Here is a 13,103-nt window from a genome sequence, read left to right as displayed (position 1 = left end):
GCTGGTGGAGATGGAGTTCTCTCTGGCGAGGCAGAGATGCGGCGTCGTATTGCTTCTTAACCGTGTGGGGAGTTTCGATTGGCCCGGGCGGGACGGTGGTGCCGCCCTGGGGGAGGAGCTCGCGGCGGAGATCCTCGCGCCGGACTACCAGCGGATCATGGCCGTGCTCACCTCGGGGCATACCTCGGTGGCACTCGGGCCGTCAACTGGCCGCTGCACTGGGGTTCGAGACGGTTCCCTCGAAGGTGGAAGGGCTTCGTTCGGCTGTGGCATCGATTCGACCGTGCTCTGGGTGCATCGCCATCATCGGCATCTGGTATCCCTCTCCGAGCAGATACTTCGTGCCAGCCTCCACGGTGGCAGAGGGCGCTGACATCGCCGCCGGGCCGCCTCCCGCCAGGTTCAGTGCGGTGCGGGTCCCAGCGTGCCCCATCCGGAGGGCGGTACGGCGACCTGGGGCGGGCGTTTGTCACCGGGGCTGCCGTCCGGGTGCTGGTTGATCCAGGACAGGCCGCCCAGGTCGAGGTTGTGGCGGGCCCGGGTGACGGCGACGTAGGCGAGGCGTGCCTCGGCGTCGTCGATGTCGCCGGGCAACGGCTCGCCGTTCTCGTCGGTCTCTTCCTGGTCGACCGGTTCCTCGAAGTCCTCGCCGATGCGTACCGAGGCCCATTCGCGACCCTTGGACTTGTGGGCGGTGGAGACGACGATCTCGGCCCCTTGCTCGGCTGCGAGCCGGTCGACCGCTTGCAGGATGACGTCCACCCCGTGCTCGTCGACCAGGTCGACCAGGGGCAGCAAGTCCCGTCCGGACGGGTCGTACTCGGCGTATTCCTGGAGTTCGCCCCAGTTCTCGAAGAGGATGAGTTCGGGGTGGGTGCTGCGTTTGCCGGCCTTCAGGTCGCGGGCGGCGCGGGCCAGGGCCCGCAGCGCGTCGCCGCCGCCGACCAGCGCGACGCGGCGGCCGGCTTCCAGCTGGCGCATGACCTCGAGCATCGCGCCGACATTGGACCGGCACAAGATCGCGTCCGGATCCTCCAGCCGTGCGAGCCGGGTGTCGATGGCCGGAGTGCCGGTCAGGCGGATCGGAGAGTCGACGATGCCCAGCCACCGGTTGGCTTCCTCGGCCAGCGCGGCACCGAAGCGGAACGACTGGGACAGGGCCAGCTGGGTGCCGTCGAAGTCGCTCATCACGTCTCGCGCCCCCCGCCAGCCGTAGATGGCCTGGGCGGAGTCGCCGACCATCACCAGCTGGGAGTGGTCCCGCTGGGCGTTGAAGACCTGCTCGACGACCGGGTTGGTGTCCTGGGCCTCGTCCAGCAGCAGGAAATCCGCTTCGATCCTCGGCTCGGTCAATGCCCAGATCTTCAGGTAGTGGTCGTGATCGAAGCGGACAACGCCTTCCTGCGGGTTCTGGAGGTCGTCCCATGCCTTGGCGGCGTACGGCAGGACGATGTCCACGAGTTGGGCGTGCAGGTCCTCGGCCTCGACGCCTCGCAGGCGGGGCACGTGGTGGCGCTTGATGGTGCGGTCGGCGGACTGGCAGAAGCGGGTGACGGTCCGCAGCACGGTGTAGGAGAGAGCCTTGTTGGTGACGTTGCGTTCGCCGATCCGGACCCGCATGTTGATGGAGATGCCCAGTGAGGCACCGGTCTTCCAGCCAGGCACCCGGGGCGCGTTCATACGGGCTCCGTACTTGTGGCCCACGGCTGCGAAGGCGAGCGAGTGTGCGGTCTTGCACCGCACGTTGCCGGGAAACTTGCGGGCGGCGTCGCTCGCGATCGACTTGTTGAACGCTATGTACCGGCCGGGCTTCGTCGTGCTGGCCGCGAGCATCGCCAGCGTCGTTGTCTTACCGGTCCCGGCTCCGGCCTGCAGGACCATGTGGTCCCCGCGCTTGAACGTATCGACGGCCGTACTCTGCTCGGCGGTAGGTGCGGGCATCGTGCTCCTCACAAGAGTGGGTGCAGCTTCATAGCGCAATCGAACGGTGACACAGGGAGAGGGTGTGCGTCTAGCGATCACGTAGTCCGCTGCATCTCCGTTTCTCCGGCAGCGTCACGCTGCGGCCGCTCGTCCAACCGTCCTGTGCCTCGCCCAGCGCTGTGATCCGTGGCTATGCGGCCCTGCTGTCGGTGGCGGCAGCCGCAGTGCTCACCGTGAAAACGCGTGGAATCGCGTGCTCGGCCGTGCCAGGCTGGGCGGCGTCGAAGGGGTGTAGCTCAGAGGCCAGAGCGCCGGTCTCCAAAACCGGATGTCGCAGGTTCGACTCCTGTCACCCCTGCCATCGCTACTTGTGTGGGGGCGTGGGCCAAGGCGTTCCGTTCGCGGCAGCGTCGAGGAGGTCGCCGAGGCGGAGCCATGCCGTGGGCCCCGCGTAGCTGGCCGGGCTTGTAGCAAACCGTTGCCATGCTTCGGCGTTGTCGCCAAGGGTGGCGCGTACGACCGAGATGACCGCTGGGTGTGCTTCCTTGCCCCGGGGGCCTCTGGCTTTGAGGGCGGTCCAGGCGGGCAGAGCGCGGGTCAGATCGGCATCGGTGGTGGGCAGGCTCAGCACGGCGCTCACCCACGCCTCTCGGAGGTTCGGGCCACCGCCCAGGCGTCGGCGGAGATTCTGAGTGAGGTCCCGCAGTGCGCTCTGCGGGTCTGAGTGGCGGTTCAGCACGGCGGCGAAGGACACGTCGCGGTGGTAGACACGGGACGCGAAGGACAGCAGGGCCTTTTCCACGAGGGCGTCGTTGCCTTGGTGTCGCCGCACGTAGTCATCGAGGACAGCGTCCGGAGCGCCCGCGAGATCGCGCACCGTGACCTGGTCCGGCTTGCCGAGGGACGCGGTGCGCGCCGGGCCAGGGTCCGGGAGCGGTTCGGCGGTCATCCGCCCGATGGTGTCGAGGAGTTCACACGCCTGCTGCATGTCCGAGTCCAGCCCGTACCTGCCGTAGTCCCGGCGCCCGGCCAGCTCTCGCCTCGCTTCCCGGCAGATCAGCCGTGCCTTCTCCTTCACGTCCGGGGTAACCACCGGCAGGTGCTGCAGCAGGTCGCGCACCCAGCGCAGATCCTTCGCCAAGCGAACCGGGGTCTTTGGGTCGGGTTCCCACAGCATCAGAGCCACGGCCGCATGTTCGGCGAACTTCTGGGCCAGCAAAGCCAACTGGTCTTCTGAAGCTCGCCAAGAGTGAGGGCGCCCGTACTGCTGTGCCTGGTCGGGGTTGAGGATGTAACGCCACGTGCCGTCAGCCGCAAGTTCGGCGTGGGATATGGCAGCCCGGCAGCCGTAACGCAGGCCGTACTTGTCATCCGACAGGAGTTGGTCGATGCCCTTGCGCTGCTGGGGGCGGACCTCCGCCAGGTCACTCGCGAAGCGCTCCCTTACCTCTTGTTCCGTTGCCCCGTCCCGGCGCATGCGGCACATCCGGGTGATGAGTACGGAGAGCGTGAACGACGCGAGGTCGTCCTGGGCGATTTCGTCAAGGAGTCCTGGCTCAACGTCCCAGGGGATGCTGCCCAGCAGATGTTCTCGGACGATGAAACCGGCCTTGTTGTTGTCAGACCAGCCGACAAGGAGCCGGTGGTGTTCGGGATGCGCGGTCACCACGTGCTTCCACATGGTGCGCCAGGCCCGCTCGGCAGCTTCCTGCCTCTCCAGCCACGTCGACGTATCCTCCTCGTCCCTCTCGTCGACCAAGGGGTAGGACGGCAGAAGGTCCACAGCCGCTGTGATGACAGTGCTGTGCAGCCGGTGCTGTCGCAGCACCAGTTGGGCATCCGTCGGACTGTCGAGGAGGTCGGACGTCATGCGCTGCTGACGTGACCCCCGCTCGCGCAGCGCCTTGGCGACGGCGTCAGCCAAGATGTCGCTCGCCTGCGCCGAACCAAGGCGGCCGAGCTGGACGCCGGTGCAGCGCCTCAGCGACTCGTTCCGCAACTGCGGTGTGCAGGAGGGGTGCGAGAGAGCCAGCAGTGCCATATCCATGGACGGTCCGTACAGCGGATCCGACTGAGGCGGTTTCCGGGCCAGGTCGCTGTCGACTGCGGCTTCCAGCAACCACAACGGAGCAGAACCGTCGCAGGGGCCGCGTAACAGTGCTTCCAACAACTCCCGTCGCTCCAGCCCCTCCTCCATCGACCGGGCTTGCTCGGCGGCCATCCGCGAGGGCGGGTCATCTGCGGTGCTGTCCACGACGAGCGCGCACAGGAAGTTCAGGGGAAGACTGGGGGCGGTTCCACCGTTGTCCATGAGGCTCCGATTCGTGTCGGGGGACTTGCTTGAGCGTTCGTCCGAGTCCCTGTGTGGGCCGCTCACCGACTCCTGATCGAGCCGAGGGCCCAACTCCGCCCTTCGGGGTGCAGAGCGTCTTCCCATGGTCCCGTAGGACACTGACAACAACGTCGTTTACGGTCGATGCCGACTGTATCGGGACCACTGCCCTGAATGCGCCCGCTGGTCTTTGGGCCACTCGCCCGTACTCTGCACACTGGGGGATGCGGGTGGCTCATCAAGCAGCGAGCCACGCCGCTTCGCCCATGTGCCATCCGTCGGCTGACACGCCTGCCGATGCGAGATCTGCGCGCCCGGCGAGCTGGCGCCTGTAACCCCGCTACCCGCGCCGACGCACCGCGCGGCACCGGGGCAGGCGGTGATCGGGGCCTGCTTTCTCAGCTCAGGTCCGCCACCAGAAGGTCGAGGGTTGCTTCCTCGTGAAGGGCGATGCCCAATCCGGTCATGGCAGGCGCCAGCCCCGGATCCCAGTCCGCGGTGACGGGCTCGCCGACGAGTGGAAGCTGTGGGACGCCCTGAGCCTGGGTTCTGGTGGCGAGCTGCTCGTAGTCCTCGGCGCTCAGCCGCCACGGGCGTGCGTCATAGCGGCGGATGATCCGGTTGGCCAATGCGATCCCAGGCCAGTCGAAGTCACCGTGATAGGCGAAGTGACAACCGCTGGCAGCCAGAGCATCCAGGAGGGTGAGAACCGCCGTCGCGGCACTGCCGGATGTGCAGACGAGTGGCTGAGAGCAGGCTGCGTCAGCGGCGGCTTCCACGACGCGTGGGTTTTCACAGATGCGGACCATGGTGGCGGACGGCAACGTCAGGTGCAGGACGTGCAAGTCACGCAAGGTGAGATGGGTCTCCGCGTGATGCAGCGCTCTCTCGCGCAGCGCCCGTTCTCGCCAGCCATCACCGAGCGGCCGTAGACCGTAGGCGAGCACGGTACTGGAGACTTCGTCCGGAGTGACGGCCGCCAGTCGCCAGAGCGCGCGCCGTCCAGCCGCGTTGTCGGGGAGTTCGGAGTCATGGGCGAGTGCGATGCCCCGTTGGACGAGCCGGGCAAGCCAGGTCCCATCGTCCAGACCATGGGCCGACCCGGTCACTTCGGCGGCAAGCTCTCCCCGGCCGCGTATGCCTGACCTACCAGGCCCCAGAAGCAGCGCCAGTACCCGCACGGCTTGCTGGAGGGTTCGGACCGCGGCTTCGGGTGTGATTCCTCTGGGTACGCCCACGCGCCGGAGGCCGTCGTACCACTGGCGAGCCCACGCCTCCGTCCTCAAGGGAGACACCTCCAGCGAATCGGTGACTGCGGACCACACCATCTCGCGCCGAGCGATGGCACCCGTCCGGACGGCCTGCCGGTCGGTGAGCGGCGGCCCGATCGCCTGGAGGGTCTCGACCAGTCCGAGTGCCGCGGCTGAGGTACGCAGGCGTGAATCCAACGCGTCGAGTCGTATCGTCACCGTGTCGCTGGTGATGGCCTTGCCCAAGAGCTGGGACAGGGCAGTTCTCTCCTGAGCGTCGATCTTGCTGATTCTCAGCGAACCAGTGGCTTGCAGACCGTTGCTCTCCAGACGCTTACGTACCGCTTCCCACAGACGGTCCAGGCCGGGCCGGGCGAGCCAGTCCCGCGTCTCGGCCGGCAGCGTGCTCATACGGACATCAGGCGCCGATGGCGGCCGTTCCAGGTGTAGTGCAGCGTGGCTACGCCGCGTACGTGCGGATCGCGCAGGCACTCGTAGATGTGCAGGGAGGGGACCTCGGGCCAGTTGCCCATGAGCCGTTCGCTGGTGAGGACGAAGTCGAGATCGAGGTCGACGAGGATCCGCCCCAGACGTCCATGGGTAGGCTCGTCGACCTTGGCGAAGGCATCGTCGAGGAGGATCAGGCGTGGTGCGTTCGGCGCCGCTTCGCCGAGGGTGGTGAAGTGCGCGGCGGCCGCGGCGAACAGTACGAGGTAGGAGAGCACGCGCTGCTCGCCCTGGCTGAGCCCGGTCCGGCCGGTGAGCCTGCGCTTGCGGTTCGGGGCGGCGTCCTCGACGACGAAGGTGTGGAAGCGGAACCAGTCCCGGTAGTCCAGGGCGGTGCGCAGGTGGGCGGCATAGCCGGCTGAGGGGTCGGCCCTGCGCGCGTCTTCGATACGGCGTTGCAGCACCTCACGGAGTTGCTCGGTCTGCTCGCGCGTCCGCAGTCCGGAGGGGCTGCGGAGGAGTTCGACGGCGGCTCGTACATCGGCGTCGACGTCTTCGTCCAGCTTCCACTGCAGCTCAACGCCGAGACCGTGTGACGTGCGAACCGTCTTCAACGTGCTGTTGAGAGCAGCGACCAGATTGGCGGCGGTGATGACCTGCGCTGACAGATGGTCACCGAGTTCGCCGGCGAGGAAGCGCTGAAAGACTTCGCGTTCACGCTCGGTGAGTCGGCCCCGGGCCTCGGCGGCCTGCTCGGCGATGCGTTCGCCGATCTGGGCGACATCCTGGGGTCCGTGGTCGTCGAGCAGTCGGCAGACCTTGATCCCGTCCAGCTCTTCGAGTTGCGCGTCATAGCCGCCCGCGAGTTGGTCACGAAGTTCGGTGTGCCGGTTGAGCAGCGCACTGTCCGACACGTCGTGCTTCGGCTGGTCAAGACCACCCTTCACGGCTTCAGCGAGGTCACGCAGCGCTCGTATGCGACTCCGGATATCAGCCAAGGGCTCGTCCCCGTGCCGCTCCGGCAACTCCGAACGGTCCAAGCCCGCGCCGCGCAGCACTTCCGGCCGGGACAGTGCCTTGCGCAGCGCGTTCCCGGCTGTGATCACCGCGGTCTCCTGCGCGCGCAGCTGCACGCGGCGGCCTTCTTCCTTCTCCTCGGCGCGGACCCTCTCATCGTGGAGCTCTCCCAGCGCCCTCTGCGCCTCTGGTACGGAGCGAACCGCAGACGCGATGCGCCCCTTCGTCTCCGCCTCACGCGCCAGGATCTCGTCCTCAGCGCTCCCGACGGCCTCTTCGAGCATACGGAGGGCCTGACGAGCGGGCCGCAGCTCATCGAGACGAAGTTGGTAGTCCTGCTCGGCTTCCAGGCGGTCATCACAAGCCCGGCCATAGCCCTCGTGCTCCGCCACGCTGCTGCTCAGGTCTCGGACCGTGCTCTGGATTGCCCTCTGCATGTGCTTGATGCCGCCTTGCAAGCCGGCCAGTGCCGTCCGCACTCGTGACAGGGCATCAGGGTCGGTCGGGAGATCATTGGCTGTCGCGGTGGCCTCGGCTTCGGCACGGTCGGCTACAGCCGTGCTGCGGATCTCTTCGGCCTCACGCGTGGCGCTGACCACCTTCCCGGCAAGGACTTGTACGACGGTCTCGGCGTCCTTGATCTGGGACCACGCGTGGGCCAGACGCCGTGCCTGTGGGAACACCCGCATCCCCGAAGCCAGGCCACGTCGCCACGCGTCGATCTCTGCCAGACCGTGGTGCTCGATGGTGAGCCGCTGCTCCACCTCGGCCAACGCCTGCTCCAGCTCTGCCAGCTTCCGGCGCCGGGTCTCGGCACGAACGGCAGCACCGACGTATTCCGCCTCGTCCTTCAAATGTCGGCCGCGGAGAGCGCCGAGGTGCCAACTACCGTCGTAGTGAACCGCACTGGCCGCCGTGGTCTCCTCGGACGACGAGAGCGCGATGGTGTGCAGGATGCGCTCCACCTGTTCGATGGTGACGACACTCTCGGGATATGAGACGGCACGCAGTGCGTTGCCCAGCGTTGCACCGTTCCCCGCTGACTGCCCGGGCACGAACAGGGTGTCGCACGTAAGCGGATCGAGAACGACGCCGTCCGCGGTGACCCAGGCGTCCAGGATGCCGCTCGCTTCCAAGGCCGCTTCCAAGCCCGCTCGCTCGGCTGAGGTCAGTTCATCGGCGAAGTCCACCAGGCGGAAGAACGGCTCCCCTGTGCCGGGTGCTCGTTCCGTTCCACGGTGGTACGGGACGGGAGGCTCCGGGTCCGTGCGCCGTTCCCATTCCCCTTGCAGCCCGACAAGCCGATCGCGCTCCTCGGAGAGGAGGCTCACCCTCAGCGCAAGAGCGTCCCGCCGCTCGGCCAGAACCTCGCCGTAAGGATCCAGCACGGCGTGAGCCACCTGCTGCGCCTCCACGTCGATCCCCGGGTGCAGAACTTGTTCGGCGAATGGCGCGTCCGATGACGTCTCAAGCTCGACCATGCCCCGGAGAGGCGTCAGCGAAGGGCACTCCGGTCCGATGGCGAGCGACATCCGCGATGCCCACTCGGCCACCTCCTGGGCGTACGCACCACTCTCTTCGAGAGCATTCGCACGGTGATTCGCGAGCTGGTCGGCGGCTTCCTCGGCTTCGCCCTCAAGCCGCTCCCGTTTGGTATCCGCAGCGGCCGCGGCTGCCTGGGACGCGCGGGCTTTGGCGGCGAGGCCGTCCACTTCCTGCACCATCCGCAGCCGGTGCTTCACCACCGACTGCGAACCTTCCAACTGCCCATGCCATGCGTCCAACGCGGCCCGAGTGGAGGTCACATCAGGAACGGTCACGCTGCGATGCGTGACGATCTGTGGTTCTTCGGCAGGGCTGAGGACCTCCACCTCGGTCGGCCCGCCCAGAGGCGTGTGGTCCAGGGGGACCGCTTCGCCGAGGTGCCCCGGCGGCAACCCTGCCTTCTCCGCTGTGGTCAACAGCTCCCGGTGCTCTGCCGCGAGCTCGCCGATCCGGTTCCCGAGCCGCTGCGTCCCTTCGGCCAACCGGTCCGCCGCGTACTCCTCAGCACGATGTGCGCTGAGCACGGAGGCAAAGGACGTCTCGGCGGCAGTCCCCAACGCGGCCACGGTGTTGCGCCGTTCGGACAGCTCGGCCAGGCTGCGGTACTTGTCACTCGCCTGAAGAGCTTCGAGCTCCGTCTGCGCCCTTTCCCGCTCCCTTCGTAGATCCCGTAGTCGGGTATCGGCCTCTGCTTCCCGGATCCTCAGATCGTTCGTCGCCTTGGCGGCGTCGCCCGCTTTCCGGCGCTGCTGAGCAAGCGCATCCAGCTCCTTGCTGACTCCGTCGGACACCCGGCGGAGGACACCGGCCAGGTAGCCGCGGTAACTGATGAGGAAGGTGCGAAGCGCCGTGTCGGTTCGTTCCAGCCGACCGAGCTCATCGCGTACGGCATCCAGATCATGGAGGTTGCGCGCTACCTTCTCCACGACCTCTTCCTCCAGCCCCGGCAGGGTCTCGCTGAGCAGAGATACGAGCCCACCGGACTCGATGCGGTCGCCGACGGTGGGACGGCGCAGCCGGTGGAGGAGCTGAGTCAGGTTGCGATATCGAGTGGTGTCGGTGATACCGAAGAGCTCACGGGCCACGCGGGACCGGTGCTGGACGGCCCTCTCCGTCACATTGTCCGGGCCGATTTTCTCCTTGAGCTTCTCGACCGGCAGGGGTTTCCCTCCCTCGACGAGGTGGAGATCCTCCCCGATACGGAGCGGCGTGACGAAGAAGGCCGGGATCGCCTTCTTGGTCGACTTCGATGCCCGGATCGCCGCACCGAGAGTGAGGTACCGGTCGCCTCCGTCGACCGTTGTCATATGGAACTCGACCCAGAGGTATCCCAGGCGATTCGTCTGCTCGAAGCCGTCCAGCATCAGCCAGACGAGCGTGGTCCGACCGGTACCGGTGGCGTCCAGGGCCCGGGAATCGCCATCCAGCAGATACGGCAGCAGCATCTCCAGCGCCTTGGACTTGCCCGCGCCGTTCTTGCCGCGCAGAAGCAGCCGCCCGTCACCGAACGAGAATTCTTGCTCGTCGTACTGCCAGACGTTGCGAATCCCCGCCCGGTGCAACCGGAAACGGTGAGACGAGGAAGGTACGGAACGCTGCAGGGGGATGGGTGCGCTCGTGTCAGAGCTCATAGCGGCAGCTCCTGCTGTACATCGGTCTCGGGGCGTCCCCGGGCAGCCTTGCGAACGGTGACCTGAGTGGCGTATCGGGCGGCAGCGGCGAGAAGCACCAGGCCGGTTTCCTCCTCGCGCGCCCCTGTGACGTCGGTGACAGAACGATCTTCTGGGACCTTCTCGTCGTATCCCTCGGGCAAGCCCTGGCCCTGAGAGCGGAGTCGGCCGACGCGGGCCACCAGCCGCATGCGCGAGAGCAAGTCCAGTACGGCGTCGCGCAGGGCGGTCTGGTCCTCCAGGTATCCGCGCTGCCAGTTGCTCCGCCGTCCGTATTCCTCGACGAGTTCGGCCAGCAGCTCGTCCACCAGCCCGTCGGGAACGGCGACACCGATCACCAATCGGCCCCCCGTCGCCGGATGTCCCGGACTGTCGGGCCGCAGGCGCTCCACCAACTGTTCCAGCAAGAGCAGCGCGGCCTGCGCGACGGTTCCGGTGCCGGGGAGGTGCACATCGGTCACTTCCTCCTCGGCGTCGACCAGCACCACCCCCTCTGCCCGGATCTCGGCCTCCAGACCCAGAAGTTCGGAGAACGCCTGGGCTTCCCTGCGCTGCCGGGTACGCAGCCAGTCACGTTCGGCGTCCGTCAGATCGTCGAGGTACACGGCCGGCGTCTCCACCAGCATTCGGCGGACGTACGTACGAGGACCGCCGAAGCCGGGGTCCGCTGCTCTCCGTACCAGGTCAGCGCCGTCTCGACTTTGCGCGAGGGGACCGGCGACGACAGCGCGGGCGATCTCTCGGTCGATAGTGATCAGCGCTTCGCCACCGTCCTCCTGAGTGACCGCGTTGACGCTGCCTTCGGTTTCGATGAGCACGCCCCAGTCGACCAACTGGCGCAGCGCCGCTGCCAGAGTCCGCTTCTCCGCCGCCCGGCCCGTGCCCTCCAGCTCAACGCCGGCGTCGGCTGCCGCGGCTTTGATGTCGGCGACCAGCCGCGACAGCAGCAGCTGCTCCGGAGCTGTCACCAGGACCGACAGAGCCAAGGCCAGGCAGGCGTAGGTGCGTGGTGTGAAGGGCGTGCCGGTGGAACGCTCAAGCCGGTGTCCCGCGCCGGCGCCCAGCCCAGCTTTGAACAGCCGGGCATAGGAGGTGTCGACGAGGAGCTGGTAGCCGAGGACCTGCTGGAATCGCTTCGCCAGCCAGTCGGCATGCCTGCGGATCAGTGGAAACAGATCGGAGTGTGGCCCCGTCGCTGTCACCAACGGGTGAACGAGCAGCAGTCTGGCGGCACTTCGGCGTTCGGCGGCAAGGGCGACATCATGGGCTGAGGGAAGGGTCACGACACGCTCACCCCGGCCCCTTGCCCTTCCACGGCAGTGGAGCTCTCGACACTCAGCTCCAGATCGTCCAGGAGAAGCTCGCCGTCGACCGAGTGCAGCACCGTGTCCGCACCGGCTATGCGTCGCACAGTGAGACGAATGCCAAGTTCAGCGTCTTCGCTCTGCGCCGCGTCCAGGGCGAAGGTGCGGACTTGGCCCGTTCCAGGGTCCTGATTCCGCCGCAACTGAGCGTTGCCCAATGCCGTCGCCAACAGTTCGAGCAGCAGGGCAAGGGCGGCAGAGGTGAGCCGGACCTGAGCGAAACGCCCGGAAGCGCTGTGCAGCTCCTCGGCGGCAGCCTGTCGGGCTGCGGCTCGGTCACGCGCGGCCTGCTGGAGCCGTCGCTTTTGCTGAGAATGATCCTCCACGGCCGATGCCCGGCCCCGCTGGGCTCGGTTGCCCCGCTCGCGGAGTGCTACCGGAACCTCCACCACGGGTCCGGTCCACCAGCTCGTGTACGCGGGCACAGCCTCGTCCGTGGCCGACGGTACGCCCAGATGCCGGGCGCTGTACAGACCGAACGCGGCGACCGCGATGTCATGGGCCTCGGCAGGAGCTGCTTCGTCGAACCACCGGGCGAGGCGCAACAGGTCCTTGCGGCGCGACATCTCACCGGAAGCTGAGCGGAGCATCCGCTTGGCATTGGCGAGCAGCGACTGCAGCGCGCGCAGTGTGGCATCACGCAGCTGATCGACCTGACTGCCTTGTCCGTCGGCGTCGGAGAACCAGCCGCGCAACGCCTCCCAATCGGTCATCTCGCGGCCCCGGCTGCGCTGTACTCGAATCCCCGCTTCTCCCTCCAGCCCGGCCTTGGCGCCGGCAAGGCCACGTGAGTGTGCGTCGAGCCGATCGAGGAGATCAGGAAGCTGAGGCCAAAGGCTGCTGAGAACCGCGGCGATGCGGGGCGCGCGAAAGGACACATCCTCGGTAATGGCCTCGACGTAGTCGAGGAGCAGTTCCTTGAAGCCGTGATATTCGGCGCTGTCCAGGTCGTAGCGGGCGAGCACTTGGCCCAGGTAGGCGTAGAAATCCCTGACGGAATCCGCGAACTCGGTGAACTGGACGAAGATGGTGCTTACGCGCTCCAGTGCGTCCTGTGCCTCCACCCCACCCGGCTCCTGGACGAGTCGGGCCAACTCCCGGAGCCCACGCTCGACCAGCGCCAGCAACTCGCTGCTGACCTCGCGGGCGGCGTCCGCCCCCGCCAGCACCTCGTCCGCATCTCGCTGGATCCGTTCGCCCAGCTTCGACAACTGGTAGCGAGACCGGGCGCGCTGGTACTCGGTGATGCTCGATGCCTTCACCGTATGGCTGCTGCGCAGCAGGTTGCCCCACCGCACCAGTTGTTCGAGCCGAACGGCAAGCGTCTCGGCGTCGAGTCCCGATGCGGGCCCACCGGAATCAGTGAGTTTCGCCAACACATCCGGCACCGCCATATCCGCCAGCAATGTCGCGCAGAACACCCGCATGATGGCGACATGCTCCAGCCGCTCCGGCGCGCTGAGATACGAATAGGCGGTCAGCCGTTGCCACGCTTCACCGCGGTCGGGCTCTGCCGGGGGGACCTGTGCGGATTCCTCCATGACTACGAGGCTAC

At 67.3% G+C, this 13,103-nt stretch carries 6 protein-coding genes and 1 tRNA gene; 1 reads left to right on the top strand and 6 read right to left on the bottom strand.

The features are described from left to right. Positions 1–402: 402 nt before the first annotated feature. Entirely contained in the window at positions 403–1,941 is a 1,539-nt protein-coding gene (locus ACH4TL_RS14290) for a UvrD-helicase domain-containing protein (RefSeq protein ID WP_398313880.1), read from the bottom strand. 267 nt (positions 1,942–2,208) lie between these two features. On the opposite strand from ACH4TL_RS14290, the gene ACH4TL_RS14285 reads away from it, so the two are divergent. After that, positions 2,209–2,284, top strand: a tRNA-Trp gene (locus ACH4TL_RS14285). 3 nt (positions 2,285–2,287) lie between these two features. On the opposite strand, the gene ACH4TL_RS14280 is transcribed toward ACH4TL_RS14285, so the two are convergent. The 5 genes from ACH4TL_RS14280 to ACH4TL_RS14260 form a co-directional block, all read right to left on the bottom strand. Next, a complete protein-coding gene (locus tag ACH4TL_RS14280) occupies positions 2,288–4,234 on the bottom strand; it encodes a hypothetical protein (protein ID WP_398313878.1) in 1,947 nt (648 codons plus the stop codon). 419 nt (positions 4,235–4,653) lie between these two features. Further along, positions 4,654–5,916, bottom strand: a complete 1,263-nt coding sequence (locus tag ACH4TL_RS14275) for a TIGR02679 family protein (RefSeq protein ID WP_398313876.1) — start codon at positions 5,914–5,916, stop codon at positions 4,654–4,656. Next, positions 5,913–10,145: a TIGR02680 family protein gene (locus ACH4TL_RS14270; RefSeq protein WP_398313874.1), complete on the bottom strand. Its 4,233-nt coding sequence runs from the start codon at positions 10,143–10,145 to the stop codon at positions 5,913–5,915. The genes ACH4TL_RS14275 and ACH4TL_RS14270 overlap by 4 nt, the downstream gene beginning before the upstream one ends. Next, on the bottom strand, positions 10,142–11,467 hold the full coding sequence (locus tag ACH4TL_RS14265; RefSeq protein WP_398313872.1) for a TIGR02678 family protein: 1,326 nt from the start codon (positions 11,465–11,467) through the stop codon (positions 10,142–10,144). Before ACH4TL_RS14265 ends, ACH4TL_RS14270 begins: the two co-directional genes overlap by 4 nt. Further along, complete coding sequence (locus ACH4TL_RS14260; RefSeq protein ID WP_398313871.1) at positions 11,464–13,089, bottom strand: TIGR02677 family protein; 1,626 nt, start codon at positions 13,087–13,089, stop codon at positions 11,464–11,466. Before ACH4TL_RS14260 ends, ACH4TL_RS14265 begins: the two co-directional genes overlap by 4 nt. Positions 13,090–13,103: the final 14 nt, after the last annotated feature.

This window comes from Streptomyces sp. NPDC021115 (assembly GCF_044333065.1).
Classification (GTDB): domain Bacteria; phylum Actinomycetota; class Actinomycetes; order Streptomycetales; family Streptomycetaceae; genus Streptomyces.
The sequence above is the reverse complement of the archived record's forward strand: the minus strand, read 5'-3'. Positions and strand labels throughout refer to the sequence as shown.